Here is a 26,171-nt window from a genome sequence, read left to right on the forward strand (position 1 = left end):
GGATTTGTATGAGATTATCGGGAGCTGTTGAACAGGCGTGCTGCATTATGGCAATTCTGGCGGATCCGAAAAGGACGACGCCGGTAACTAATGATGCGCTGGCGGAAAAGATGCTGGTTTCGCCGACGTACTTGAAGAAAATTAGTCGGAAATTGGTAATAGCAAAGCTAATCACTTCAACGCAAGGAACTGGCGGCGGATTTATTTTAGCAAGAAAAATGAACGAAGTTACGTTGCATGATGTTGTCCTTGCAATTGAGGGAGAATCGCCATTTTTCCAACCTCAGGGAATTGTTGAGAGAGTTTTTCAATCGCGTCCTCGTCAGGTGGAAATTGGCATGAATATGATAGAAAAGGTTTTTTCTGAAGCGCAGGAAAAGTGGAGTGAATATTTGAAAACTGTGACACTGGAAGATGTAGCAAAGGAGGTTACGCATGATTAAAAATAAGATGTTACGAGCCGAGTGGAAGCATTTGTTTAATAATAAAATATTGCTGATATCCATGGCTGTGATTTCGTTTATCCCGATTTTATACAGTGGATTTTTCCTAGGCTCAATTTGGGATCCATACGGACAAACAAAAAACTTGCCGGTGGCGTTTGTGAATGAAGATAAGGGCACCAGCTTAAATGGCAAATCGCTGAATGTAGGCGAATCTGTCGAGAAAAAACTGAAAGATAATCACGATTTGGGCTGGGAGTTTGTTAGCAAACAACAAGCAGACGAAGGTGTGAATAACGGGCATTTTTATGCAGTGGTAACTATTCCGTCCGATTTTTCGCAGAAAGTGGCGTCAATTACCAAATCTGAACCTCAGCAAGCGGTTATTAATTTTACAACCACGCCAGCGAAAAACTACATAGGTTCGCTAGTCAGTAATCAAGCTGCCGCCAAGGTCAAATCTTCGGTGTCTGAGCAAATCACTCAGGCGTACGCTAAGGGAATTTTGGAGAATTTGGACAAGCTTGGAATGGGGCTGGACACGGCGGCTAACGGCGCGTCAACTTTGCACGACGGATTAGGGCGATTGCAATCTGGCACACAAACATACGTTGGTGGCGTTAAACAGTTGGCAGTAAACCAGCAATCCTTGGCTGGCGGATTGGCGCAACTTAGCGACGGTTCTCATAAATTACAGGCGGGATTGGGGCAATTGTCGAACAATTTGCCGACCGAATCTCAATTGTCGCAATTATCTGACGGTATGAAGCAATTGCAATCGGGCATAAATCAGTTAAACGCCAGCGTGAGGAATCCATCGCCAGCGCTCGTGGCTCAACAAAACAAGGTAGAAACGGACGCGCAAACTTTGGTGCAAACAATGAAAGATTCGGAGTCCGACTTGTTGACGGCGGGCGATACTTTGCGGATTTTGGGCGCGCAAGCAGCCGCTTCTGGTGGCGATTCTACGACGATAAGTTTGCCACAAATTAGCAGTATTTCTCAGGCACTTAAAAAAACTCAGCCAATTATCGTGCAGATGGGGATGCTACATGAAGATCTTCAAACTCTAAAACAGCAACTATCAGCACAACAAACGCAACTTCAGGCTGGAGTTTCTGCATTAAATAACGGCGTGAATCAATTGGCGCCAAACGCAATCACCGCATTTAACGGCTATAACAGCGTGCGATTCGCGAACAATCAATTATTGGCGGGCTCAGCAAGCTTAACAAACGGCTTAAGCGAAGCAAAATCGGGCAGTCAAAAATTGGCGAATGGTGCGAGTTTGTTAGAAAGCCGCTCGGGTGCGTTGATTGATGGAACTTCGCAACTAGCAAGCGGCGCAGATACGCTAGCGAATAAATTGGCGGACGCTTCTAATCGCATAAAAATTCAACCAACTGGTGCTACGACTCAACAGCAAATTGCAAATCCAGTGAAGTCGGAAATGACCGAAAAGGGCAATGTTCCGAATTATGGCTACGCTTTGTCGCCGTATGTTTTGTCGCTAAGTTTGTTCGTTGGGGCACTCGTTCTGAACGTTATTTATCCGATCCGCAAAACTTTTTCTGAACAGGAAAGTGCGATTCGTTGGTGGTTATCTAAAGCTTCGGTGGCTGGCGTGGCGGCGTTTATGCAAGCAACGATTTTGATGCTGGTGATGGTGTTTTTCTTAGGGCTAACTCCAGAGCATCCAGCGCATTTCATCGGGGCAATTTATCTGACGTCGTTTGCGTATATGTCGATTGTGTCGCTTTTGGTAATTGTTTTGGACAATCCAGGGCGATTCCTAGCGATGGTTCTTTTGGTGCTTCAATTGGGCTCCAGCGAGGGAACGTTCCCAATCCAAACCGCCAACGGATTCTTCCAAGCAATTAATCCGCTAGTGCCGATGACTTACTCGATTCGCGCATTGCGCCAGGCTATTTCGGGTGGGCTAGATAACGCATTTTACGGCGGCAGTATGTGGGTTTTGGTTGGATTTTTGTTGGTGGCTAATTTATTGACAATCGGCTTCTTCACTTATCGTGGTAAGCGTAAATTCGCACACACGTCGGTGGATGGCGATGATTAATTGACCTCTGTTATAAAACATTGTTCTTTGACAAAAAATGAGCGGTTTGCTAATATAAGAGTACTAACTAGAGGAATTTACATCAGTTCACCTCTATACCTGGTTTTTGAATTATATTGTAATAAAAAAGGAGTATAACAATATGGGTCAGCGGCGACTAGCAACACCGCAAAAAGATGACGCCAATAAGCGTCCGCAGTCAAAGAAAAGCAACAATGCAGTTTTGAATAGCACAACTACTCGTAAGGGTGAGGTTTTCCGAGCTCAGCGACGAACGAGCGAGAACGTTAATCTCAGGGCTTCACAGCACTTGATTGATATTCCTGTAAATAAGTCGGTTTACAACGGATATGGTGGTGAGCAATTTAGCGCCAAAATGCAGCCAAAACCTGTTCGCGGCGGTCAGCCGAAACTGCGCATTATTCCGATTGGTGGCGTGGGCGAAATGGGAATTGGTAAGAATATGAATGCCATTGAATATGATGATGAAATTATCATCGTAGATATGGGCTTTTTGTTCCCGGGCAGTGATTATCCAGGCATCAATTACATCACGCCAGATATTACTTGGCTGGAAGAGAATAAGCATAAAATTAAGGCACACGTATTTACGCACGGACACCTTGACCACATTGGTTCGTTCCGTCACTTCATTCATCGTATTCCAGCGCCAGTTTATGGCTCTAAGTTTACGATTGGCATGCTTGATCGAACGATGGACGATTCAGAAGTGGATTTTAAGCCAGATTATCGAGTGATGGATCCGCTGAGTCACGAAATTGTTCAAGTTTCTAAGCATTTTTCAATCGAGTTGGTGCGAGTTAACCACTCAATTCCTGATTCTACGGCGGTGATTATTCGAACTCCAATGGGTGTGATTGTCGATTCTGGTGACTGGCGATTTGAGGAAAGTCCAGTTGACGGTCAAAAGTTTGACCTTGAGCGACTTACGGATGTGGCTTCAAAAGAAGGCATTTTGATGCTCATGAACGAGTCGACCAACTGTGAGTCGGCTGGCACACACACGCACACAGAGTTTGATATTCAGTATTCCATCGGTCAGGTGATGGACAAGTTTAGTAATAGTCGAGTTATTTTAAGCTGTTTCTCATCGCAGGTGCATCGCTTGCAATTAATTTTAGAAGAGGCGCATAAGCACGGACGCAAGGTGGCATTTGCTGGATTCTCGATGATTCAAAACCTGGAAGTGGCGTTGCGTTCGGGGACGATTAAGATTCCTAAAGACACCATCATGAAGATGGAAGATATTGTTAAATTGCCAGATAATCAAATTGCCGTAGTTTGTACTGGATCGCAAGGTGAGTTTAATGCTGTCTTAAATCGCATGGCGACGGGTGCTCATAAATATATGAAGATTAAGGGCTCGGACGTTGTAGTGTTTAGCTCAAATCCAATTCCTGGCAATGAAAAAAGCGTGGTGCGAACGGTTGACGGTCTGATGCGTGAAGGTTCTGATGTTATTCAGAATGGTAAAACCCACTTAACAGGTGTCGGTCCGCTGCACTTGTCAGGTCACGGCTATTATGACGATCATGTCAAATTGATCAACGCGCTTAACCCAACTTACTATATGCCAATTCACGGTGAATTCCATATGTTGGTGCATAATGCCAGATTGGCGGAAAAGGAATGTGGAATTCCTCGCAAGAATATTTTTGTGTGCGATGCTGGAGATATTATTGAGATTGATATTGAAAGGCAAGCAAAGAAGGCTGGGCGAATTCATGTTGGCGGTGTGATGTATGATGATACTGGCGCGATTGTTTCTGAGGTTGTGCTGAAAGATCGCATTCACATGTCGCAAGAGGGAATGTTTGTTGTGGTGCTGACCGTACAGCGCGGCACAGGACGATTATTAACTAGCCCAGACATTATTTCTCGCGGATTTATTTACTTGCGCGACTCTGAAGAGTTGATGAATATGATTCGCCAATACTTGAAGCAAAAAGCGGCACGTAGTTTTTCTGGCAAATATGATTTGGATGTGATTAAAAAAGAGATTAAAGATGAGATTACGCATATATTGTACGATCAGACTCGCCGAACACCGATTGTTATTCCGGTGATTAACGAAGTTGGCGGATTGAAGTCTGTAAAGTCGGAAGCTGCGTCAGCTCATTCTGTTTCAAAATCGCCAGCGCGCGGTAAGAGACCCGCCTCGGGCGAGTCAAAAATGACCCTTCCGACTACGCCGCGTCGTCGTTTTCCGCAGCGCCAAGTACCAGATACGGAAGCCAATGACACAAAAGCCAGGGAGCGGCAGAATACTCGCCCGTACTAGGGTTCTAGATTGATTTTGCTGGTGAATTATGCTATAATACTAAGCGTATTAAGTTGATTTTACATCTGTTAATAAGTGTAAAATCAGTGTATAATAAAAACGATTATGGCAAAAAAACGAAAGAGCACGAAAAAATCCGCACCAGCCAAGCCGCAGCATAGTTTGCCGGCGGGTTTTTGGTCGCAAGTTGGCGCGGTGATGCTTATTCTTTTGTCGCTACTACTTGTCGTATCGTGGTTTGGCGTTGGTGGTCCAGTTTTACAATGGATTGATATGGCGACCGTAAAAACTATTGGTTACACCGCGTATGCCTTGCCGATATTGCTGATTTATTTGGCGGTTGAGACTTTCCGAGCGGAAGAGAATCAATTGCCTACAGTGGTGAAATTTGCGGCAATTCTGGAAATTGTGTGGTTTTCTGGATTGTTTGGGCTAATGAAGACGGCTTCGCATCCGAATTCTGGTGGATTTGTGGGCGATATATTGAATACGGCAACCTTGAAAATGGTAGATTCGGCAATTGCGGTGATTATTTATCTGGTTTTGGCGTTTATAACAGTTCTATTTATTACTCAAACGTCACCGTTTACGGTTTTCAGTAAACTTTGGGAGATATTAAAGAGCAATACCAAGGAAGACGATGATAATCGTTCTGTTATGAAGAAGGCGTCAATTGCTCAGCCAGCAGAAGAAGAGAAAAAGACCGACCTGGGAGAAATTAAGCTAAACGCCGGTGTGCCAATAATTGATACAGCCAAAGAGAAAAAGAGTCTATTGAAGAAAGTAGAGAAGCCGGAAAAGGCCAATGAAGAACAGGCTTTGGTGGCAACTCGTGATCCGAATTGGGAGGCGCCAAGCTTGGATCTATTAGAGAAGAACGAAAGCGGTGCTGATGCTGGAGATACGCGCCAGAACGCCCAAATAATCCACGATACGCTGGCTGAATTTAATATTGAAGCGGCGATGGGCGACATTAATGTTGGTCCAAAAGTCACGCAATACACCCTAAGACCACCAAGTGGGGTTAAATTGACGCGAATTACGGCGCTGGAAACTAACATTGCGCTTAATTTGGCAGCACAAAGTTTAAGGATTGAGGCGCCAATTCCTGGTCAGCGAGCGGTTGGTATTGAGGTACCTAACCGTAAGGCTGCTGAAGTTCGCCTACGAAGTACTTTGTCGTCGAAGCAGTGGGCTGCTGCTCGTGATCCTTTGAGTTTTGGAATTGGTAAAGATATATCTGGTCAAGTTGTTGTGGGTGAACTGGGAAAGATGCCGCATTTGTTGATTGCTGGACAAACGGGTTCTGGTAAGTCTGTGATGATTAATACTTTGCTGTGTAGCTTGCTGTATCGCAATAGTCCGAGTGATATGAAGTTGATTCTGGTTGACCCGAAGCAAGTTGAAATGGCACCGTATGCTGATATTCCGCACCTTCTTACGCCAGTTATTAATGAACCAGAGAAGACCATTTCAGCTTTGAAGTGGGCGGTGAATGAGATGGAGCGACGCTACAAATTGTTGGCGGGCGAGAAAATCCGTAATATTAAGGAATACAACAAGAGACTGCAGTCGCGCGCTAAGAAGATTGCGATTGCTGATGAAAATGGCAATGTTCAGGAGCATGAAGATGGATCGATGCCGTATATTGTGATTGTGGTGGATGAGATGTCTGACCTTATGATGATGGCTAAAAAGGATGTTGAGACGTTAATTGTTCGATTGGCGCAGAAATCGCGAGCGGTTGGTATTCACTTGGTATTGGCAACTCAGCGTCCGAGTGTGAATGTTATTACTGGTTTGATTAAGGCTAACGTGCCGGCGCGCATTGCCTTTACGGTGGCTAGTCAAGTTGACAGTATTACGATCTTAGACCAATCTGGAGCTGAAAAACTATTAGGTCAGGGTGATATGCTATTTTACGTAACAAGTATGAGCAAGCCAAAACGTATTCAGGGTGCCTGGGTGACAGATGACGAGGTGAATAAAATTGCCGATCATTTGCGTATGCAGATGGCTCCGCAGTACAACGATGAAGTGGTGGCTCAGCCGGTTCAATTGGACGGCAAGGGTGGCGTCGTGATGGACTTATCTGAAGGTGGTGATGATAAGTTTAAGGATGCGGTTCGTGTGGTGGTCGAACGACGCAAGGCCTCAACAAGTATGCTGCAAACGCGCCTGGGAATTGGTTATCAGCGAGCAGCGCGAATTATTGAAGAGATGGAAGAGCGGGGAATCATTGGTCCGCAGAATGGTTCTAAGCCACGTGATGTTTTGATTTCTAGTCCAGAAGAGCTTGAGGAATTGCTGGCGGAATAGTAATTGTTACGACTTATCAGTAGTGAGATTGGCAATATTGGCTGTTTAGTGATATAATAGCAATTGAATATTAACCTAAGCTTACGTGAGACAGCGTAAGCATCCGTAAATGGATTCCAGAGGAGGAAACATGAACGAATACGAACTAACTGTTCTTATTCACCCGGATTTAGAGGCTAATCTAGATTCAGCGTTGGATAAGGTACGTGGTTTAATCACTACTAACGGTGGTGAAATTACTAAAGAAGATAACTGGGGCAAGAAAAAATTGGCCTACACAATCAAGCGTGAAGATTTTGCAGTTTACGTTTGCTTTGAGGTTAAATTGCCAGCACCAGCTTTGTTGAAGATTTCAAATACGCTTAATATTACCGACGAAGTTTTGCGTTACCTATTGGTAAAAACTGATGAAAAAACTCGTCAAGCATTAAGCGAGCAAAAAGCACGCAACGAAGAATCTGATTCAAGCGAATCAAGTAAATAAGCCTAACTGCCGTAAGGTAAAAGAGGGGATAGAATATGGCACGAAGTATCAATCAAGTGATTTTGTTGGGTAGATTGACACGCGATCCAGAACAGCGAACAACTGCTTCTGGCAAGAACGTAGTTAGTTTCAGTATTGCTGTTGATCGACAATCTCAAGACGATCAGGCTGACTTTTTCAATATCACAGCCTGGGATAAACTTGGTGATTTGGTAATGCAATATCTAAGCAAAGGTCGTCGGGTTTTGATCCAAGGACGACTGCGACAGGATAGCTGGGAAGATAAGGATACCGGTAAAAGGCAGAGTCGAATTGAAGTTACTGCTTCGGACGTAACGTTCTTAGACGGTCCAAATGGCGATAATTCAGGTTCTGCAGCACCAAAGACTACTAAAAAAGAGGAAGTCGTAACGGAAATTGACGATAAGCCAATTGACCTAAGCGAAATTCCATTCTAATAAGGAGATTAAAATGGCACAATTGAAGAAAAATCCACCGATTATTTTTGACTATAAAGATGTAAAAACTTTGCAACGTTACATCAATGTTTACGGTCAAATCGAGCCAATCAGCAAGACTGGTTTGAGCGAAAAGCAACAGCGAAGCTTGGCAGTAGCAATTAAGCGTGCTCGCCACTTGGCTTTGTTACCATTTGTCAGCAGCAACTAGGAACGTTTAATGCGCAATATCTCGTTGCTATTACATATTTGGCAGCGAGATATTTTATTGGAAAGGAGAAAATATGTATCAGCCAACTGATTTGAAAAAAGGCGCAGTTTGCCAAATTGACGGCAAGCCATATCGCGTCGTAGAATACGGCCAAAAAGTTATGGGTCGTGGCGGTTCGATTGTTAACGTGAAATTGAAAAACCTAATTGACGGAAGTGTTATTCCAAAGACTTTCAAGGGTCAAGAGCGAATCGAAGCTGCGGAAGTAAATAACAAAACTGCGCAATATTTGTATAACGATGGTGACAAGTTCTATTTCATGGACCCGACTAGCTTTGAGCAATTTGAGCTGGCTGCGGAAATCGTGGACGACGCTAGTAAATACCTGAAAGAAGGCGACGAATTAAGCCTCCAATTCTTCGACGGTCGAGTGATTAACGTTGAACTACCAAAGAATAAATATCTGGAAGTTACCTACACGGAAGATGTGGTTAAGGGCGATACGACTTCATCTGTGTTAAAAGACGCTACTTTGGAGACAGGGCTAGTTGTCAAAGTTCCAGCATTTATCAAGCAGGGTGATATTATTAGCGTTGACACATCCACTGGTGAATATCGCGAGCGAAAGAAATAATAATATTTAATGAAACAGCGATTAGATAAAGCTCTGGTCGAGCGTGGTTTGGCAACAACAAGGTCTCAGGCGGATAATTTTATTCGCCTGGGCTATGTTTTTTTGAATAAGAAAATTGTCCAGAAATCAGGAACTATGGTGTCTGATTCGGACGAGATAAAGCTCGAGAAGAAAGAAACTTATGTTTCGCGAGCTGGCTTAAAACTGGCAAGCGTAGCGGAGTATTTTCGTCTTAATTTTCAGGATAAAACGGTTCTGGACATTGGCTCGAGTACGGGTGGATTTACTGACTATTCGCTGCGTCATGGCGCCAAAAAGGTATTTGCTGTTGATGTTGGAACGGATCAGCTCCATCCAAGTTTGAGGCCGAATCCAAAAATTGCTCTCCACGAAAAGACCGATATTCGTGATTTTTATGCTGATGAAGCAATTGATATAATCGTGGGCGATGTGTCGTTTATATCGCTGAGAGAAATTTTGCCGCATGTGGCAGAAAATTTGATGAATAGCGGTACTGTTTTGATTGCTATGGTAAAGCCTCAATTTGAGGCGGGGCGGCATCAGGTTAATAAGGGAATTATTAAAAACGATAAAGTTCGTCGACAGATTTTATCCGATTTTGAAGATTGGGCGAAAAAGTATTTTGTTATCTTAGATAAAAAAGATAGTGAAGTGGCAGGCAGTAAGGGTAATCTTGAGCGATTTTACAAATTGAAATTAGCTAAACGTTAAACCGAAACTCAACAACGTCATTCGGTTGCATAACGTAAGTTTTTCCTTCGGTGCGAATTTTGCCGTTTTCACGAGCCTTAACTTCCGATCCCGCTGCGACTAAATCGTTAAAATCAACAATCTGTGCGGCAATAAATCCGCGCTCAAAATCCGAGTGAATAACGCCCGCGGCTTGCGGTGCAGTCCAGCCTTTGTGAATTGTCCAAGCGCGAACTTCTTTTTCGCCCGCAGTTAAGTAGCTTTGTAGTCCGAGCGTATCGTAGGCTGCGTGAATAAGTTTGGCGAGTCCAGTTTCTTTGACGCCGTAGCTTTCTAATAACTCTTTGGTGTCATTTTCAGATAAGCCCTTCAATTCTTCTTCTAGTTTTGCGCAGACAAAGACGGTTTTTGCGGGACTTACGAGTTCGGTCAATTGACTCTGTAGATCAGAATTGTTCAATCCTTCTTCGTCAACATTAAATGCGTAAATGACAGGTTTGGCGGTAAGAAGGTGTAGGTCGGAAATTGCCTCAAAATCCACATCTGACAGGGCGGAAATTGGTACGCCTTTTTGTAAATTGTCGATTAAAGACTGCAGATATTCAACTTTTTGACGAGCTTTTGGATTTGCTTTGGCTTCTTTTTGAAGCTGGGGCAGGCGTTTTTCAAGAGTTTGTAGATCAGCCAGAATCAGCTCGGTATTTATAACCTCAATGTCTTTCTTAGGATCAATCGGTGCTTCATCGTGACGCAAAATTTTTGAATTTTCGAACGCACGAACAACATGAATAATTGCGTCACACTCTCTGATGTTGTGAAGAAACTTATTGCCCAAACCTTCACCCTTAGACGCGCCAGCAACCAGTCCCGCGATATCAACGAAAGTGACGGTGGCTGGAATAATTTTTTGCGCGTGATAAAGATCGGCTAAAATTTGCAGGCGATTATCTGGCACGGGAACGATTCCTGTGTTCGGTTCAATTGTCGCAAACGGATAATTAGCCGCCAAAATATCATTATTTGTTAAAGCGTTAAAAAGTGTCGATTTGCCGACGTTCGGTAAGCCAACGATTCCAATAGATAAACTCATATATTTATTATATCATCTGCGTAATCTTTGATATAATTATAAGCATGAGAAGAAAATACTCATTGCCTAAGGTGGGCATGCTGGCAATAGTAGTGGCTTTAGCTATTTCAGTAACGGCTTTTTTTATCTATACGTACGCGGCGCCAAGCTCGCCAAATTGGACGATAACTGGTAAATCCTGGGTGACGAAGAAGTTTGATTCGTCAGACACGAATAAGTACGGCTCTGACTGGGTGGTGGCGCCTGGGCGACTTAAGAATGTAAAGCCTGGTGATACTGTTGACTGGTGGCATAGTCTTTTTGTTAGCGGAGGAGCCACTGACAATGTCGTGACTGGAGTTCAGCAAGATGTGTTCGATTTAAGCTCAAATCAGCCGATGGATAATGATGTCAGTCTGAACGACAGGGGGGCTTGGCATAATGAAGATCCTCGATGGTTTAACGTTATGACGGATTGGAAGGATTATGCCTGGAAGCGGATGAACAATCCAGCGGATTATCACACTACCTCTATGGAGGCGTTGAACGGCAAATCTCGGCTTGAGGATCTTCATGGCGAGCTTGGAAAAGATAAATTTATGTTTACGCGAGTTATTCGAAAAGAGGATATGGGCAAGCGTATCTGTCAGCGAATCTATTGGAGTAAGCGGAATTCTTTGCCGGTTTCGGGATGGGGCTATTCGCAGTATGCGTGCGTAGAGGTTCCATATGATTATGACGTAGAGCCTTCGGTTAGTGTTAACTCGGATTACATTGACGCAGAAAATGTCACGAAAATTGAGGGAATAAATGCTGGGTTGAATAATAAGGGCACGTCAAAAACTCAAAATTCTTCGTATGCACTTGCTCGGTTTGTTGTCAGAGGGGCTGAAGTATCGGGGCTTACGGGCAAGGATAATGTAGTTTCGTTGCCTGGGGGTACTGCTGACAATGATTGGCCGTGTGCAGTCGTGCGACTGATTAAAGGACAATATAAAGATAGCTTGAATATTGATAGTGGCGCGTGTGGAAAAATTGTTCAAAACACTGGCAGTCAATTAAACACCGGTCAGACTCCAGTGGCTACAAATCAGATAGATAATCTGGATAGAGTTAAGCTAAGTGCTAACGACAGCCTATGTTATGTGGTTATGGTCAGTAATTACAACGGTTCGGCGCCTTCGACGGATTTTAAATACGCGGTTAAGTGTATTAGGTCGTCAAAAAGACCAAAGGTTCAGGTTTGGGGCGGTGATATTAAGACAGATAAAGAGGTTATTACTAGTAAGACATCAAACAACGTGAACGTTCCTGATGAGAATCTTAGCCGTATTGAGTTAGATAAGACTTCTATACGGTCAAAAGGGTTATGGGGTACAGGATTAGATAGAAATGGTAATAAAATTGGAGGCAATATTAATTTTAGTCCTGGTGAATACGGCTTTAAGGGCGGTGACAGTGTTGATCCGCACTGGTCTATAGTATGTGCTGAGGATCAGTATGGCGGCAATGGAAATCAGAGAGCATATAAGAAGTCTACTGGACAGCCAGATTATCTTCCGAGCTGCCATGGTGACGCGACCAATCTAAAAGACGACTATCAAGCCAGAACGGTCGTAACGACACAGTGGCGCAATCCTAGCGGAGGTGATGTATTGCAAGATGGTTATATTACATGTAAACCCGATCCTATGTATTACAGTATAGTCGGGGACGCATCGCTTGTCTATAATCCTGATTATTGCAAGAGGGGTGTTTGGAGGACATCTGACTCTGCGAAGTGGATTAGTATAAATAGTTTTGGTCGGCATACGCATTCTAATAGTAAACCGGATCCAGCGAATCTGAACTGTCGGGATGATACTCGCCCTATAGCAGAAGTTATCTCGTGCTCGAATACGTATGTCTTTAGGTTAAAAGGTGTTAATTTAGGAGAGCTAAAAGATGCTAAGAAGCTGGAGATTGGTTTTAGTGGAGCTGTAGATAACTATGTTCGAGTGAAAATTAATGGTCATGAAATGAAGGTGTTGGGTAATGAAAACGGCGCAAGACCTGAGGGAACCCAGTATTCTGGTTGGGGTTTTCCGGGTTATGTTGTAAATTCCCGGTTTACTGCTGAGACGCAGCCGGGCACTGTTTTATACGAGAATAACAACTTCATCGATATTTATGTAAAATCTAACCCATCGCATATGGGGCTACTGATCGAGGATATATCATTGGCCTATAAGATGGCTTATACAAATCAGAATGTGTACGGTTCTTGGGGTGAATATGGAATTATTGCTAATGGTAAGGCGGATTCGGCTTCGGGTGCTGGATTATCATCGTCGTTTAATGGTCGCTCGGGAGTAACTCCGCGTGACTATAATAAGCTAACTTTCGCCAATATTCCAAAGTTTGGTAATTTCAGCAGCACCAGTTCGGTTCCAGATAATTTTACTTTACCGTCGGTTGGTGGCGTCAAGGGCAGTGTTTCTGGTAACGTGGATGTCAACAGCTTGGCCACGGGTGAATATAACGCTGGAAACGTAACCTTAACGGGGTCAAAATTAAGCGTAGGCAAGAGTATAGTCATAAAGTCCTCGGGTGTAGTTACGATTTCGGGCGATTTGCTATACACAGACACGAATGATGTACGTCAATTGCCACAACTAATTATCTACGCGAAGAATATTATTATAGAGCCTTCGGTTGGAGAAGTGAATGCTTGGTTGATTACTCAGAAAGACGGATATGTTAGTACCTGTGGCGTGGTAATTAGCGCTGGAGCTTGGCTGAATGGAGTTTCTGAATCTTCTTGCGGTAAACAGCTGAAGGTTAACGGGCCAATTAAAACTGGACACTTGTTCTTGCGACGAACGTACGGCGGAAAACATGCTTCATCTGCAAAGAATGATCCGAACATGCATCCTGGAACTCCAGCAGAAATCATTAATTTGAGGGCTGATACTTATATTTGGGCTTATAATAATTATCGAAACACTGGCGCGATTAGCACGATGAATGTTCGTGAATTGCCGCCAAGATATTAAAAGTTTGCAAATTAAAACGCTAATGTATATAATTGTTATTAGTTATGAAATTAGCAAAAGGGTTGGGCGACTTCTTCGGACTAGACATCGATACGAATGCGGTGCGGGTGGTTCAATTGTCTCGTACTGGCGCGGGATGGAGTTTGTCTCATTACGGTTATACACCAGTTGATTCTAAGATAACGAGCGGCGATTCTCCAGAGTCTAAGCGACGCTTGGGTGAGGCTATTATGACCGCCGTTGGTCAAGCCGGAATTAAGACGTCTAATGTGGCTGTTGGTTTGCCGTCAAATAAGACGTTTTCTACCATTATTGACGTGCCGAAAGTTCCTGAGCAAGAACTAAAGGCGATGATGAAGTATCAAATTGACCAATATATTCCAATGTCTTTGGATGAGGCAGAAGTTGACTGGGCTTTATTGGGCGATAGTTTGCATGCTCAGAATCAGTATGAGATTTTGCTGACAAGTACAGCGAAGGCTTATGCGGAAGAGCGTCTGGAATTAGTTGAAAATCTTGGCTTCAATGTGATTGCTGAAGAGCCGAACGCTATTGCTATGGTTCGCTCTTTATCGGCTACCGATTCTCAGGATGCGCGTTTGATTATCAATATGGGCGAAAATTCAACGGATTTGGCGGTCGTCTACAACGGAGCGCCGCGACTTATTCGTATGATTCCAACTGGACTTTCATCTTTGGTTCGATCGGCGGTTCAGAATCTTAGTGTTCAGGAAGATCAAGCTCGTCAATTTATTTTGAAATTTGGTTTGGCGCCGGATAAATTAGACGGTCAAGTGTTAAGGGCTATTGATTCAACTCTCGACAATTTTTCTTCAGAGTTGGTGAAATCTATAAAGTTTTTCCAAACTCGATATCCAAGCGTAGCAGTTTCTGGAATTTTGTTATCAGGGTTTGGTTCAGCTATTCCGCAACTTGATGGATATGTGATGAATAAAACTGGAGTCCAGTCAATTGCCGCAGATCCGTGGCAGCGTGTTCAAGTTTCTCAGTCAGATCAACAGCAATTGGCGCCGATTGCTTCAGAATTTGCTATTGCCGTAGGTCTGGCACAAAGGAGTAATATATCATGATTGAGATAAATCTTCTCCCAAACGTTAAACGCGAGCTATTAAAGACTCGAGTTATGCGCAATCGAGTTATTTCGATATCGTTCTTAGTGGGCGGTGCTTCGATTGCGGCAGTAGTTGTTTTGGCGTTGATTTTGGGTAGCCAAATTGCAGCCGAGGCGGTCCAGAACGGAGTTATTAAAGATAGAAACGATAAATTGATGGCGGTCGAAGATCTCAATAAGGTTGTAACGATTCAACATCAATTAACAAAGATCAATGAGCAACATTCTGGAAAGAAGATTAATTCAAGGATTTTTGATGTTGTAACGGCGGTTAATCCAGTTGCACCAAATAATGTTAGTTTTTCGGATATAAAAGTCAATCCTGGGTCAAAAACTATTACTCTGGAGGGTAGCGCGGTTAATGGCTATAGTGCGCTAGAGACTTTAAAGAAAACCATCTTGAATACGAAAGTTCAGACTACTGATGGTGATAAAAGTTCCGAGGTTAGTCTGACTAAGGAGATAAAAGATGGCGATACTAGTTTTGGAGAGAATTCAGAAGGTAAAAAAGTGTTACAATTCTCGTTCTCGTTTGAATACGCAGAAGAATTACTAGCGCCTGCAAATAATGGCACAGTTTCCGTATTGACGCCGACTGGTAAGGTTGATGTGACAGATTCTCGCCGAGGTATTCCAGATAGCTTGTTTAAGAGTAACTCGAAAAAACAGGAGAAGAAATAATGGCGACCGATAATAAAGAAGTTGCAATACGCAAGCGGCAACAGATTGACTCATCGAAAAAGACTATGTTTATTTTTGTGGCTTCTGCGGCATTTTTGGCGGGAATTGCGCTTGTTGTGAGTGTATTTTTAGTGAAGCAAATTGTATTTCATTCAAAGATTCTTTTAGAGAAGCAAAATACGATTTCTCGCTTGGATAAGAATTTATCATCTGTTGACGAATTAAAGAAAAATATCCGAGTTTTAGATACGAATACTGCTCTTAACTCTATAAAATCAAGTAGCGAAAGTAATGCTCTTCAGACGGTACTGGATGCATTGCCAGATAATGCGAACGCCGACGCTCTTGGCGCTTCATTGAAGAATAAATTTATTGATACAACTACTGGTGTGACTATTCAAAATCTGACCGTTGCTCAATCTGGATCTGATAGTGAAAGCTCTGAGTCAACGTCTGAAAATGCCATATCATTTACTATGGAAGTGAGCGGTCCGGCTGAAAAATTGAAAGAATTGTTAACTAAGTTAGAGGCGTCTATTCGAGTCATTGACCTAAAGACCGTGGAAATCCAGCGAAATGAGGATAGATTGAGCTTAGTGGTTCGAGGTGTCGCTTATTACGAGCCAGCGCAAACAATACAATTAGAGAATAAGGTGGTTAAGCCATGAAGAAAACAGACATAGCAATGGTAGTATTGATCGCGGGTGTGGGTGTGGCAATCGGCTATATTGTCGCCTCTAACATCTCGTTCTTAAAAGTCCCAGAATCTGGCACAAAAGTACAGACTATTCGAGAAATATCACCTGACGTCGAAAAACCAAACCCAGCAATTTTTAATAATAATGCGATAAATCCAACTGTTGAAATATTCGTAGGTCAAGATGCAGCCAAATAGAGAAGGGGTGTAAATGGCTTTACTGACGGACGACATCCAAGATAAGTTGATCGAGCTGCTCGTAAACGAGGGGCTTATTGAGAAGTCTGTCATTGATGATGCCTTAAAGCGTGCCTCTGAGAGTGGCAAGCCGTTATTTAGTTTGCTTAGCGAAGAAGGACTGCTTGATAATGAGCTACTGGTTCATGGTGTGGCTCAAGTTTCGGGCGTGCCGTATGTCAATCTGTCGAATAGTGTTATTAGCCAGGATATTTTATCTCTATTGCCGTCCGACGTTGCTGAGAGATTTATGGCTGTGCCGCTGGCCGAAGTTCAGAATCGATTAGCAGTAGCGATGATCGACGCGAATAATGTTCAAGCGGTGGACTATTTGTCGAATCGCATCCAGCGTCCGATAAAAGTTTTCATGGCTTCGGAAGAGAGTGTCCGTCATGTCTTGGATCAATATAAGACTGACTTGTCATCTGTTAATGTGGCTGCACAGGCTTCGCAGGAAGAGTCTTTGTCGGAGGCTGGAAATATTAAAACAATTGTTCAAGATTCGCCGATATCACGAGCGTTATCGACAATTTTGGAATACGCGGTAAAGAGTCACGCATCCGACGTGCATATTGAGCCATTAGAGAAGGATTTGAAGATTCGTTGTCGCGTTGACGGTGTTTTGCGTGAAATAATGCAGCTCCCAAAGAGCATTGAGCCGGCGTTAGTTAGTCGTATTAAGATTCTTTCCAATTTGAAGATTGACGAACATCGCATTCCTCAGGATGGTCAATTCGCGGTTAACGTTGCAGGCAAGGAGGTTGACCTTCGTATTGCTATCTCTCCTGTTGTTTGGGGTGAACAGGTGGTTATTCGTCTGCTTGATAAGAGCGGAAGTTCTTTCAATTTGGAAGACATGGGCTACGCTGGGCGCGCGTTAAGAACGATTCGCAAGGGAATTAAGCGGCCAAATGGAATGATTTTGACGTCAGGTCCAACTGGTTCTGGTAAGTCAACGAGTTTGTACGCGTTGATTAAAGAAATTAAAGACGACACTGTGAATATTGTGACGCTTGAAGATCCGGTTGAGTATAAGATGGATGGCGTCAATCAGATTCAGGTGAACGCGGAAGTTGGCTTGACGTTTGCTTCTGGGCTGCGCTCAATTTTGCGTCAAGACCCAGACATTGTGATGGTTGGTGAGATTCGCGATAATGAAACAGCAAATTTGGCTATTCAGGCAGCCTTAACGGGGCACTTAGTTTTCTCAACACTTCACACCAATTCCGCCGCTGGTGTGCTGCCGCGTCTGTTAGATATGGGAATTGAGCCATTTCTTATAGCCAGTACGGTTAACACGATTATTGGTCAGCGTTTGGTGAGGCGAGTGGCGCGCCGTCGAGATATTTATCAATCATCACCACTGGAAACGCAGGCAATTCGCGAGGCGGTTGGTGGATTATTGCCGCAAACAAGGGAGCAGGTTGCTCAATACGCGCAAGATTTGGGATATGAAAGTTTGCCGCTAGCGACGCAGACGTCGTTTGCCTTGGCAAAAGGAAAAGATACGCCGCAGACTCCTCGCGGTTATGCTGGGCGAGCTGGTTTGTATGAGGTTATGGATATTACCGAAGAGATTCAGAATTTGATTGTTAAGCGCGCAACCTCAGCGGAAATCCAGCGAATGGCAATTCAGCAAGGGATGATTACGATGCGTCAAGATGGTTATCTGAAGGCGTTGAACGGAATAACGACAATAGAAGAAGTTAATAGGGTAGCGGCGGATACCGCGTAAAAGGAGGAAACATGAATAATCAAGAATTGCGAATTGAGATTTTGCTGGAAGAAGTCGTTAAGAAGCGTGCTTCGGACCTTCATATCCAAGTTGGTTTGCCGCCAATGCTACGAATTGACGGTTCATTAATGCCGGCCGCCGGAACTCAACCATTGGACGAGCCTGCAGTTGAGAGATTGGTATTTCAGATTCTTGATGAAGATCAGCGACAGATTTTGCTAAAAGATAAGGAATTCGACTTTTCGTTTGCGTTTGGTACACTGGGACGATTCCGAGTTAACGCCTTCCATGAGCGTGGCAATTTGGCTGCAGCTCTACGTTTGATTCCAAATGAAATTAAGTCGGCGTCTGAACTAGGTATGCCACCAGTTGTTAATACGTTTGCGGATTTTCCTCGCGGTTTGGTGTTGGTCACTGGTCCAACTGGTTCCGGCAAGTCAACGACTTTGGCGGCGCTGGTTGATAAAATTAATTCTGAGCGCTCACGGCATATTATTACCATTGAAGATCCTATCGAGTTTACTCACAAGTCGAAAAAATCAGTGGTAGTTCAGCGGGAAGTTCACTACGATACCTATTCGTTCTCTGCGGCTTTACGCTCAAGCCTTCGTCAGGACCCAGACGTTGTGTTGATTGGTGAGATGCGCGACCTCGAGACGATTTCAGCAGCGATTACAATTGCTGAAACTGGACACTTGGTGTTTGCGACGCTACACACAAACTCTGCTGCACAATCAATCGACCGTATGATTGACGTGTTCCCGCCACACCAGCAGCCACAGATTCGCGCTCAGCTCAGTAATATTTTGATGGCAATTTGTTCGCAGCGACTAGTCCCAGCTATCGGCGGTGGACGAGTCGTGGCGGCAGAGGTTTTGATTGCTAATCCAGCGGTGCGCAATATTATTCGCGAAGGTAAATCTCACCAATTGGATGCCGTGATTCAGACTGGTGCTGACCAGGGAATGCAGACGATGGATCGAACTTTGGCCAATTTGGTGCAGAACGGTACGATTACGTATGATAGTGCTCGTGAATTTGCTGTCGATTTGACGGAATTTGAGAGGTTGATGAGGGGGTAATAAATGAAAAAATACAATTATGAAGCCAGAGATAGCGCAAGTAACAAAATCGTTAAATCAGTTGTTCAGGCTGATAGTGAAAACGCTGCCGCAAAGCTTTTGACGGCGCAGGGCTTTGTGCCGTTAAAAATTGAATTACAAGACGATAAAACAAATTTCTTTGCGAGGTTTTCTGGTAGAATCACCACTAAGGACAAGGTTGTGTTTACTCGTCAGCTAGCAACTCTTATTGGAGCAGGACTACCTTTGGCACAAAGCCTTCGAACGGTTCAGGAGCAGACTACGAATAAGCGTATGCAGGAGATAGTCCAGGAAATTATCTCTGACGTCGAAGGTGGTAAATCCTTGTCTGATTCGTTCGCAAAGCATCCAGAGGCTTTTAATAAAGTTTATGTAGCTTTGGTTTCGGCTGGTGAAACGTCAGGTACGATGGATGATTCGCTTAAGAGGTTAGCTGCTCAGCAGGAAAAAGACGCTGCTATGATGAGTAAGATTAGAGGTGCTATGATGTATCCGTCAATTGTCTTGGTAGTGATTATCTTAGTTATCGGATTTATGTTGTTCACGGTTGTTCCGCAAGTTGAGGGTCTGTATCGTGACTTAAATAAGGAGTTGCCATTTGTGACTCTTGCGATGATTAAAGTGGCGAACTTTTTTAGTAGTCTTTGGTGGCTTGTTATATTGGCAATGATTATCGGCGGTTATTTCCTAGCACAATATTTGAAAACTGAGCAGGGAATTAGGACTAAAGACATCTTTAAGCTCAATGTCCCGCTATTTAAAGGAATGTTCAGGAAGATGTACATGGCTCGATTTGCTAGAACTGGTCAAGTTCTTCTGAGAACTGGCGTGCCAATGCTTGATATGCTTCGTATTACGGCTGACGCTGTTAATAACGTGATTATTAGTGAAAGCATACTTCGCGCATCGGATAAGGTTAAAGGTGGTAAGGCGCTCTCGGCTTCTTTATCTAATGAAGATTATTTCCTAGCAATGGTGCCGCAGATGATTAAAATCGGTGAGCAGTCGGGTAAGATTGATGAGATGATGGGCAAGACCGCTCAAGTTTATGAAGATGAGCTTGATGAGGAAATTCGCGCTTTGTCGACGGCGATAGAACCAGTCCTAATGGTCTTCTTGGCTATAGTTGCCGGTACGATGGTGTCGGCTATCTTGCTTCCAATCTATAGCTTGGTTGGCAACATCAATATTCGCTAGACTGACTTATATTTTTAGTGTATTATAAACGTAAGCATTTTTGCGTAAATATAGGTAAACCATAGAAAGGTGGGAAATCTAATGACAAAAAAAGATAATAAAAAAGGATTTACAATCATCGAGGTCGTTCTAGTCTTGGCTATTGCTGGACTTATCTTTGCGATGGTGTTTATCGCATTGCCAGCTTTGCAACGTAGCCAGCACGACCAGTCAAGGAAGAATGACGCTTCAACGGTTGCTGCAGCTATTACCAATTGGAATTCAGCTAATCGTAACGGTGGCACGTTTAATGAAGAATCTCTACGCAAGTATGTCGATAAGCTTGATCAATACGACAAGTCTTCAGAGTTAAAGGTTGCTACACCTGGTGCTTCAATGTCAGTCGCTGGCAATGAAATCAAGGTTATGCGAGGCAAGAAGTGTCCTTCTAGCACGCCAGCTCCATCTGCTGACGATCCAGCAAATATAACTTTGCAAAACGGATCTTCACGCAACGCAGCAGTTGTAGTTCTATTGGAAAATAATGGCTCTCAAAAGCAATTGTATTGCCAGGACGTATAATCTATAGATAAATTATGAATCAGCCTCAGTATGGGGCTGATTTTTTTATGGTTTTTTGTTACCATAAGAAGTATGATTAAGTTTGTACTAGTGGGATTTTTAGGGGCTATTTTAGGCAGTTTCGCTGGAGCGCAAATTTGGCGCTTGCGGGCTCGTCAATTGATGGAAGATAAAAAAGCTGGAGAAAAAGTCAACCAAAAGGAATTAAAGAAATTATCTCCATTGATAAAAAAAATTTCCAAAGATAGATCTCGCTGTTTATCTTGCGGGCATGAGCTTAAGTGGTGCGATTTGATTCCTGTGGTAAGTTGGGTTGCTGGATTGGGGCGATGCAGATATTGCAAAGCATTTATCGGTTGGATGGAAATCTTGCTAGAACTAGTGATAGCTGGATTATTCGTTGCATCCGTGGCTTTTTGGCCTGGATCATTAACGGATATCTGGCAAGTCGCGTTGCTGGTCTTGTGGTTGGCAAGTTTGGTGCTGCTGGCGATTTTATTTGTCTATGACCTCAGATGGCTACTTCTTCCAGATGTAGTTAATATTCCGTTTATCATTCTTGGCGCTATTTTTGCGGGAATAAAAGTATGTCTAGCTGGCGATTTTTCGAAAAGCTTGATGACGTTATTTGGGTCGATTGCGATTCTGAGCGGAATATATATGGTGCTATATTTATTCTCGAAATATCGTTACGGGGAAGATAAAACTTGGATCGGTTTTGGTGATGTTAAGCTTGGACTTGGACTGGGTTTATTCTTGGGAAACTGGCTTTTGGCGTTTGCTGCGTTGTTTATCGCGAATCTTATCGGCACGCTTCTTGTCTTGCCATCAATGATGCGAGGAAAATTGCAAGCAACTTCACGGATATGCTTCGGCCCATTGCTTATCGTAGGGTTTTTACTCGCTTGGTTCTTTAGCCGACAAATTTTAGAGTGGGGCTTTCTTATTGTCTAAGTAAAAAGCGCTTATGTTATAATGGAGAAGTGATGGGCAATAAACAAAAAGGTTTTACTATAATTGAAGTGATTTTGTTTGTGGCTATTTCTGGCTTACTGACCTCTATGCTGATGGTCGGTGTAAGTATGTCAATTAATCGTCAGCAATATCGCGATTCGGTGCAGTCTTATGCTGGTTTTTTGCGAAATGAGTACTCGAAGGTGGTCAATGTTGAGAATGAGCGATCTAAGGACACTTGTCCAATTGAAGGCTCTGATGGTCGAGCTGAAACTCTACGCGGCCAATCTGATTGTGTGATTGTTGGTCGCTATATTACCACTGAAGGTTCTTTGGGCTCGACGAACGGCAATCTGTACAAAACTTATCCAGTTTATGCCTATAGATCAGATAAGGGTAGTGCGTGGACTTATAAACGCGGCGCTGAGTCTGACAAATATATTGTTAATTGGCAAGCAAAAACTAGGTTCTCTAACCAAGCTAAGGATAGTGCGTATATTTCTATTTTGATGTACCGCCATCCAGATACGGGGCAGTTGGATATTAGAACTGACACGAGTCGATTCGGTGACAATTTGACTGATTTCGTCAATAATAAAAATAGTGCTGGAGTTGTGCAATCTGCTGGCGAGCAGCGTCAACAGGGGGAAATTTGTGTTTATGATGACGGCTGGCTACCGGGGGAGAGATTATCTATTTTTCTACGATCACACGCAGGTTCTGCTGATGCTGTAGTTATGGGTAATGCGACAGGAGGTTGCGCTGATGCGTAAGTTTAACAGAGGTGACACACTTGTCGAAGTGTTACTTGGAGTAACCATTTTTAGCCTAGTCGCCGTTATTGCATTAGAAACCATGAACCGCGGGATGGCTATTGCTCAGTATTCTTTAGAGACGACGTTGGTTCGTCAACAGGTTGACGCTCAGGCTGAAATGATAAGATATGCTCACGATATGAAAAATGATACTTGGAAGAAATTGGTAGACAATAATTCGGTGAGCGTTTCTGCTGTTAATGACAATGAAGGAAACTTGGGTGTTGAAAAATGTCCTGATGATTTTTCTACGAAAGAGTTTGCTTTGGCTGCGACGCCTTCGCTCGCTTCGAAGATTAGTATATTGAACAATCCTGGAGATTATAAAGCGGCAGAAACATACGCGCGGGTTGATAGCGATACTAAAAAAACGTATGGAATATCAGTTAGATTGGTTAAGCCGAGTACGGTCACTGGAAGCAGGGATAGTAACAAATATGATGCGTACATAAAAGCGTGCTGGATGCCTGTTGGTAGCAAAATGCCGGCGACTATTGGTACGATTGTGAGGTTGTATGATTCGGGGCTATAAAAAAGGATTTACACTTATCGAATTGATGCTCGCCATGAGTTTTATCTCTGTTCTTTTGTTGTCGATTGCGATGGTGGGTATTCAAGCGGGAAAAATGTATAGCAGAGGTATTGTGCTTCGTGATGTTAATCAAGCGGGGCGAGATATTTCAGATACTATTCGACGCGATTTTCTTCAGGCGAATGCTGAAAAGATTGACAGTACGGGATTGAGGGTACCGAATAATAGCAATTGGTCAACTGGTCGACTTTGCCTTGGCTCTCATTCTTATGTGTGGAATAATCCGAAGTATTTGGACGACCCTAGTCTGTTGGGCGGAAATAGTCTGTTTAAGGTTGATGGTAACCCAGTGAATTTGGTGCGTGTAGTTGATGCGGATAGCGGATTATGTAAAAAAGATGCTTCTGGCAAATATCCAGAAACCGTCGATCTTGCAAAATCATCCAATTTGCTCAGGGCTATCAATAGCGGCGATGGCTCAATTGGTGTGCACGAAGTTACGTTAGAAAAGGTTACCTCAGATAATTCAAGAGAGGCGCTGTATAAATTGACTTTTACTCTGGGGACGAGCAAGATGAGTGAAATAAGGAATTCTTCCTGTAAAGCTCCGACTGAAGATGATAGCAATTTTGAGTTCTGTGCTATAAATAAATTTGAGATGATTGTGAGGACAAATGGGTAAAAATGCGCGACAATCAGGTGCTGTATCTCTTTTTGCGGTTATATTTGGCGCGATGTTGCTGACTATTGTTACTATTGGGTTTATCAAGTTGATGATTATGGATCAGCGACAGTCCTCGAATAATGATCTGTCGCAAAGTGCTTATGACGCGGCTTTGGCTGGGGTTGAGGATGCTAAGCGTGTAGTTCGTGCCGCCCAGACGGGCAATATTCAAGCGGCGGGAGTGCTGAATGGTCCAATTAATTGTAATATGGTCGCGGCGTCTGGTGTCGTTGGAGGCAGTTCTTCTGGCGAAACTATTATTAAAACTGGTACAGATGCGGGTAAAAGATTTGATCAAGCGTATACTTGTGTAAAAATCACTATGAAATCTCAAGATTTTATATATAAGTCTATTGAGGAAAAATCTCAAATTGTGCCACTACGCGCAACTGGTTCATTCAACAAGATATCTATCGAATGGTATAGGCGCGATGATGAGAGCAATTTGAATGGCGCCAACGCCGCTAATACTGAAATATCCACTTCTGGGGATCTGCCGACGAAAAACAACTGGAATGCTAATTCGCCACAATTGATGCGCGTGCAACTTATCAATCCAGGATCCACCTTTAATTTAGCGGCTTTAGATTCAACTGGCGTCACTTCTTTCTTGCGGCCAAACGTTTTAAGGTCAGACGTAGCAAGCCAGAATGGTACTGCTGTTTCTGGTAAGATTTCTGATCATCCACGCGCAACTGACGGGAATGAACATAATAATGGAACAAGTGTGGTTTCTTGCAGTAAGACATTCAAGTTTTCTGGCGAATATTCGTGTAAAGCGGTGATTGATGTTGATGAGATTCCAGCTGGTAGTGAAACTGCATTCTTGAGATTATTGTCTATATATAAAGGTGGTAGTGTGAAGATTTCTCTTCAAAAAACTGACGGAACAATTGTCAATTTTGATGGAGTCCAGCCAATTGTCGATTCCACGGGGCGGGCAAGTGATTTGTTTAGAAGAGTTGAAGCTCGATTGCAAATAGGAGATGATTTCGCATATCCTAATAATGCGGTTGAATTAAAGAATAGTCTATGCAAAGATTTCTCTGTATCTGGCGGCGGATCTGCTACCGCAGGTCGATGTAAGCCATAAGCTAAGCTTCTGTATCGCTATGGAATCGGTCGTGAATATCTTTCAGGTGTTGGTCGGTAACATGCGTATATACCTGTGTTGTTGATATATTGCTATGTCCCAGCATTGATTGGACTGAACGCAAGTCTGCACCGTTCATAAGTAGGTCGGTGGCAAAGCTATGGCGCATAGTGTGTGGGCTTACATGTTTTGTGATACCAGCTAATCTAGCATATTGACCAACCATTCTCTGAATACTGCGCGCGCTTAGCCTACGGTAGTCTCCGGAGGTGTTGGGAGTTGTATGGCGTTTGCTATAGCTTAAAAATAGAGCGGGTAGATTATCTGTTCTAGCTTCCAGGTATGCCGATATGTGTTCGGCAGCACTTTTTGAAATAAAAACAGGGCGATCCTTTTGTCCTTTTCCTCGCACCATAAATTCGCGCCTCTTTAGGTTTATATGATCTCGGTTTAAATTGACCAATTCTGAAACACGCAGTCCGCTGGAAAATAGTAACTCAACGATTGCTCGATCTCTCAGTCCAGATTCTGTATCGGTTGGTATCTGATCGATCATACGTAAAATCTCGTCATATTGTAAAAAAGTCACTTGTTTACGGACTACTTTGGGTAATATAATTCTGTCGGCCGCTAGACTTTTGATATTACGACGAGAAAGGTAGGTTAGCAGACCTCGCAGTGCAATAAGATGATAACTTTGGGTAATTAAAGACAGCTCTTCGCCAGTGTTGTCATTTTTATAACGGTTTAACCAGAGGCGATACTGACGTATTAGTTCTGATGTAATTTTATCAACATTTATATCGCCAGCAAAATCAATGAATCTCTCTAGGTATAGTTGATAATTTATGATGGTTTTTTGACTACGCCCACCTTCAACCTCTAGGTGCTCTAAGAAATCAGTTAAAGCTTCTGATATAAACATAATATTTATTCTATCGCTAATGAATATGTTTATCAAATTATT

General features: G+C 43.2%; 25 protein-coding genes. 23 read left to right on the forward strand and 2 right to left on the reverse strand.

The window, feature by feature from the left end; genetic code table 11:
* The first annotated feature begins 8 nt into the window (after window positions 1-8).
* From AACH20_RS03105 to AACH20_RS03145, 9 genes are all read left to right on the forward strand, one after another.
* Window positions 9-443, forward strand: coding sequence for an RrF2 family transcriptional regulator (locus AACH20_RS03105; protein ID WP_338504061.1), 435 nt, complete (start codon window positions 9-11; stop codon window positions 441-443).
* Entirely contained in the window at window positions 436-2,520 is a 2,085-nt protein-coding gene (locus AACH20_RS03110; protein WP_338504063.1) for a YhgE/Pip domain-containing protein, read from the forward strand. Before AACH20_RS03105 ends, AACH20_RS03110 begins: the two co-directional genes overlap by 8 nt.
* A gap of 142 nt (window positions 2,521-2,662) precedes the next feature.
* Window positions 2,663-4,822, forward strand: a complete 2,160-nt coding sequence (locus AACH20_RS03115) for a ribonuclease J (RefSeq protein ID WP_338504065.1) — start codon at window positions 2,663-2,665, stop codon at window positions 4,820-4,822.
* Window positions 4,823-4,927: 105 nt separating this feature from the next.
* A complete protein-coding gene (locus tag AACH20_RS03120; protein ID WP_338504067.1) occupies window positions 4,928-7,141 on the forward strand; it encodes an FtsK/SpoIIIE family DNA translocase in 2,214 nt (737 codons plus the stop codon).
* 130 nt (window positions 7,142-7,271) lie between these two features.
* Complete coding sequence (gene rpsF, locus AACH20_RS03125; protein WP_165000120.1) at window positions 7,272-7,625, forward strand: 30S ribosomal protein S6; 354 nt, start codon at window positions 7,272-7,274, stop codon at window positions 7,623-7,625.
* Between the two features lie 35 nt (window positions 7,626-7,660).
* Entirely contained in the window at window positions 7,661-8,083 is a 423-nt protein-coding gene (locus tag AACH20_RS03130; protein ID WP_129632164.1) for a single-stranded DNA-binding protein, read from the forward strand.
* A 13-nt stretch (window positions 8,084-8,096) separates the two neighbouring features.
* Window positions 8,097-8,294, forward strand: a complete 198-nt coding sequence (rpsR, locus tag AACH20_RS03135) for a 30S ribosomal protein S18 (protein ID WP_129634767.1) — start codon at window positions 8,097-8,099, stop codon at window positions 8,292-8,294.
* A gap of 73 nt (window positions 8,295-8,367) precedes the next feature.
* Window positions 8,368-8,928 (forward strand): elongation factor P, encoded by a 561-nt coding sequence (efp, locus tag AACH20_RS03140; RefSeq protein WP_338504070.1) that lies wholly within the window; start codon window positions 8,368-8,370, stop codon window positions 8,926-8,928.
* Window positions 8,929-8,937: 9 nt separating this feature from the next.
* Window positions 8,938-9,660 carry a TlyA family RNA methyltransferase gene (locus AACH20_RS03145; RefSeq protein ID WP_338504073.1) on the forward strand — a complete coding sequence of 241 codons (723 nt, stop codon included), beginning with the start codon at window positions 8,938-8,940 and terminating at the stop codon, window positions 9,658-9,660.
* Here the strand turns inward: AACH20_RS03145 and ychF are convergent.
* Window positions 9,650-10,729: a redox-regulated ATPase YchF gene (gene ychF / locus AACH20_RS03150; RefSeq protein WP_338504075.1), complete on the reverse strand. Its 1,080-nt coding sequence runs from the start codon at window positions 10,727-10,729 to the stop codon at window positions 9,650-9,652. The genes AACH20_RS03145 and ychF overlap by 11 nt on opposite strands.
* 44 nt (window positions 10,730-10,773) lie before the next feature.
* Between ychF and AACH20_RS03155 the strand changes: the two genes are divergently transcribed.
* From AACH20_RS03155 to AACH20_RS03220, 14 genes are all read left to right on the forward strand, one after another.
* Entirely contained in the window at window positions 10,774-13,743 is a 2,970-nt protein-coding gene (locus tag AACH20_RS03155; RefSeq protein WP_338504078.1) for a hypothetical protein, read from the forward strand.
* Window positions 13,744-13,787: 44 nt separating this feature from the next.
* Window positions 13,788-14,834 carry a type IV pilus assembly protein PilM gene (pilM, locus tag AACH20_RS03160; protein WP_338504080.1) on the forward strand — a complete coding sequence of 349 codons (1,047 nt, stop codon included), beginning with the start codon at window positions 13,788-13,790 and terminating at the stop codon, window positions 14,832-14,834.
* Window positions 14,831-15,556 carry a PilN domain-containing protein gene (locus AACH20_RS03165; protein WP_338504082.1) on the forward strand — a complete coding sequence of 242 codons (726 nt, stop codon included), beginning with the start codon at window positions 14,831-14,833 and terminating at the stop codon, window positions 15,554-15,556. The genes pilM and AACH20_RS03165 overlap by 4 nt, the downstream gene beginning before the upstream one ends.
* Window positions 15,556-16,224, forward strand: coding sequence for a hypothetical protein (locus AACH20_RS03170; RefSeq protein ID WP_338504084.1), 669 nt, complete (start codon window positions 15,556-15,558; stop codon window positions 16,222-16,224). The genes AACH20_RS03165 and AACH20_RS03170 overlap by 1 nt, the downstream gene beginning before the upstream one ends.
* A complete protein-coding gene (locus tag AACH20_RS03175) occupies window positions 16,221-16,451 on the forward strand; it encodes a hypothetical protein (RefSeq protein ID WP_129637149.1) in 231 nt (76 codons plus the stop codon). The genes AACH20_RS03170 and AACH20_RS03175 overlap by 4 nt, the downstream gene beginning before the upstream one ends.
* 13 nt (window positions 16,452-16,464) lie before the next feature.
* Window positions 16,465-18,225 (forward strand): GspE/PulE family protein, encoded by a 1,761-nt coding sequence (locus tag AACH20_RS03180; RefSeq protein ID WP_338504087.1) that lies wholly within the window; start codon window positions 16,465-16,467, stop codon window positions 18,223-18,225.
* Window positions 18,226-18,236: 11 nt separating this feature from the next.
* Entirely contained in the window at window positions 18,237-19,307 is a 1,071-nt protein-coding gene (locus AACH20_RS03185; protein ID WP_338504089.1) for a type IV pilus twitching motility protein PilT, read from the forward strand.
* A 3-nt stretch (window positions 19,308-19,310) separates the two neighbouring features.
* Window positions 19,311-20,525, forward strand: a complete 1,215-nt coding sequence (locus tag AACH20_RS03190) for a type II secretion system F family protein (protein WP_338504091.1) — start codon at window positions 19,311-19,313, stop codon at window positions 20,523-20,525.
* 81 nt (window positions 20,526-20,606) lie between these two features.
* Window positions 20,607-21,086 (forward strand): type II secretion system protein, encoded by a 480-nt coding sequence (locus AACH20_RS03195; protein ID WP_338504093.1) that lies wholly within the window; start codon window positions 20,607-20,609, stop codon window positions 21,084-21,086.
* A 72-nt stretch (window positions 21,087-21,158) separates the two neighbouring features.
* On the forward strand, window positions 21,159-22,040 hold the full coding sequence (locus AACH20_RS03200; protein ID WP_338504095.1) for a prepilin peptidase: 882 nt from the start codon (window positions 21,159-21,161) through the stop codon (window positions 22,038-22,040).
* Between the two features lie 32 nt (window positions 22,041-22,072).
* Window positions 22,073-22,813 carry a type II secretion system protein gene (locus AACH20_RS03205; protein WP_338504097.1) on the forward strand — a complete coding sequence of 247 codons (741 nt, stop codon included), beginning with the start codon at window positions 22,073-22,075 and terminating at the stop codon, window positions 22,811-22,813.
* Window positions 22,806-23,387 carry a type II secretion system protein gene (locus tag AACH20_RS03210; protein ID WP_243818985.1) on the forward strand — a complete coding sequence of 194 codons (582 nt, stop codon included), beginning with the start codon at window positions 22,806-22,808 and terminating at the stop codon, window positions 23,385-23,387. The genes AACH20_RS03205 and AACH20_RS03210 overlap by 8 nt, the downstream gene beginning before the upstream one ends.
* On the forward strand, window positions 23,371-24,069 hold the full coding sequence (locus tag AACH20_RS03215; RefSeq protein ID WP_338504101.1) for a PilW family protein: 699 nt from the start codon (window positions 23,371-23,373) through the stop codon (window positions 24,067-24,069). Before AACH20_RS03210 ends, AACH20_RS03215 begins: the two co-directional genes overlap by 17 nt.
* Window positions 24,062-25,204 (forward strand): hypothetical protein, encoded by a 1,143-nt coding sequence (locus AACH20_RS03220; RefSeq protein WP_338504103.1) that lies wholly within the window; start codon window positions 24,062-24,064, stop codon window positions 25,202-25,204. Before AACH20_RS03215 ends, AACH20_RS03220 begins: the two co-directional genes overlap by 8 nt.
* 1 nt (window position 25,205) lies before the next feature.
* Here the strand turns inward: AACH20_RS03220 and xerA are convergent, their stop codons facing one another.
* A complete protein-coding gene (xerA, locus tag AACH20_RS03225; RefSeq protein ID WP_338504105.1) occupies window positions 25,206-26,129 on the reverse strand; it encodes a site-specific tyrosine recombinase/integron integrase in 924 nt (307 codons plus the stop codon).
* Between the last annotated feature and the right edge of the window lie 42 nt (window positions 26,130-26,171).

The sequence above is a fragment of the Candidatus Minimicrobia sp. QA0096 genome, from assembly GCF_963967315.1.
Classification (GTDB): Bacteria; Patescibacteriota; Saccharimonadia; order Saccharimonadales; family Saccharimonadaceae; genus Nanosynbacter.

Coding starts and splice junctions, on each gene's coding strand:
- AACH20_RS03155 (WP_338504078.1), top strand. CDS start 10,774: ATGAGAAGAAAATACTCATTGCCTAAGGTGGGCATGCTGGCAATAGTA.
- ychF (WP_338504075.1), bottom strand. CDS start 10,729: ATGAGTTTATCTATTGGAATCGTTGGCTTACCGAACGTCGGCAAATCG.
- AACH20_RS03145 (WP_338504073.1), top strand. CDS start 8,938: ATGAAACAGCGATTAGATAAAGCTCTGGTCGAGCGTGGTTTGGCAACA.
- AACH20_RS03120 (WP_338504067.1), top strand. CDS start 4,928: ATGGCAAAAAAACGAAAGAGCACGAAAAAATCCGCACCAGCCAAGCCG.
- AACH20_RS03205 (WP_338504097.1), top strand. CDS start 22,073: ATGGGCAATAAACAAAAAGGTTTTACTATAATTGAAGTGATTTTGTTT.
- AACH20_RS03130 (WP_129632164.1), top strand. CDS start 7,661: ATGGCACGAAGTATCAATCAAGTGATTTTGTTGGGTAGATTGACACGC.
- AACH20_RS03170 (WP_338504084.1), top strand. CDS start 15,556: ATGGCGACCGATAATAAAGAAGTTGCAATACGCAAGCGGCAACAGATT.
- efp (WP_338504070.1), top strand. CDS start 8,368: ATGTATCAGCCAACTGATTTGAAAAAAGGCGCAGTTTGCCAAATTGAC.
- AACH20_RS03215 (WP_338504101.1), top strand. CDS start 23,371: ATGATTCGGGGCTATAAAAAAGGATTTACACTTATCGAATTGATGCTC.
- AACH20_RS03195 (WP_338504093.1), top strand. CDS start 20,607: ATGACAAAAAAAGATAATAAAAAAGGATTTACAATCATCGAGGTCGTT.
- AACH20_RS03200 (WP_338504095.1), top strand. CDS start 21,159: ATGATTAAGTTTGTACTAGTGGGATTTTTAGGGGCTATTTTAGGCAGT.
- AACH20_RS03180 (WP_338504087.1), top strand. CDS start 16,465: ATGGCTTTACTGACGGACGACATCCAAGATAAGTTGATCGAGCTGCTC.
- rpsF (WP_165000120.1), top strand. CDS start 7,272: ATGAACGAATACGAACTAACTGTTCTTATTCACCCGGATTTAGAGGCT.
- AACH20_RS03105 (WP_338504061.1), top strand. CDS start 9: ATGAGATTATCGGGAGCTGTTGAACAGGCGTGCTGCATTATGGCAATT.
- AACH20_RS03190 (WP_338504091.1), top strand. CDS start 19,311: ATGAAAAAATACAATTATGAAGCCAGAGATAGCGCAAGTAACAAAATC.
- AACH20_RS03165 (WP_338504082.1), top strand. CDS start 14,831: ATGATTGAGATAAATCTTCTCCCAAACGTTAAACGCGAGCTATTAAAG.
- xerA (WP_338504105.1), bottom strand. CDS start 26,129: ATGTTTATATCAGAAGCTTTAACTGATTTCTTAGAGCACCTAGAGGTT.
- AACH20_RS03220 (WP_338504103.1), top strand. CDS start 24,062: ATGGGTAAAAATGCGCGACAATCAGGTGCTGTATCTCTTTTTGCGGTT.
- AACH20_RS03185 (WP_338504089.1), top strand. CDS start 18,237: ATGAATAATCAAGAATTGCGAATTGAGATTTTGCTGGAAGAAGTCGTT.
- pilM (WP_338504080.1), top strand. CDS start 13,788: ATGAAATTAGCAAAAGGGTTGGGCGACTTCTTCGGACTAGACATCGAT.
- AACH20_RS03210 (WP_243818985.1), top strand. CDS start 22,806: ATGCGTAAGTTTAACAGAGGTGACACACTTGTCGAAGTGTTACTTGGA.
- AACH20_RS03110 (WP_338504063.1), top strand. CDS start 436: ATGATTAAAAATAAGATGTTACGAGCCGAGTGGAAGCATTTGTTTAAT.
- AACH20_RS03175 (WP_129637149.1), top strand. CDS start 16,221: ATGAAGAAAACAGACATAGCAATGGTAGTATTGATCGCGGGTGTGGGT.
- rpsR (WP_129634767.1), top strand. CDS start 8,097: ATGGCACAATTGAAGAAAAATCCACCGATTATTTTTGACTATAAAGAT.
- AACH20_RS03115 (WP_338504065.1), top strand. CDS start 2,663: ATGGGTCAGCGGCGACTAGCAACACCGCAAAAAGATGACGCCAATAAG.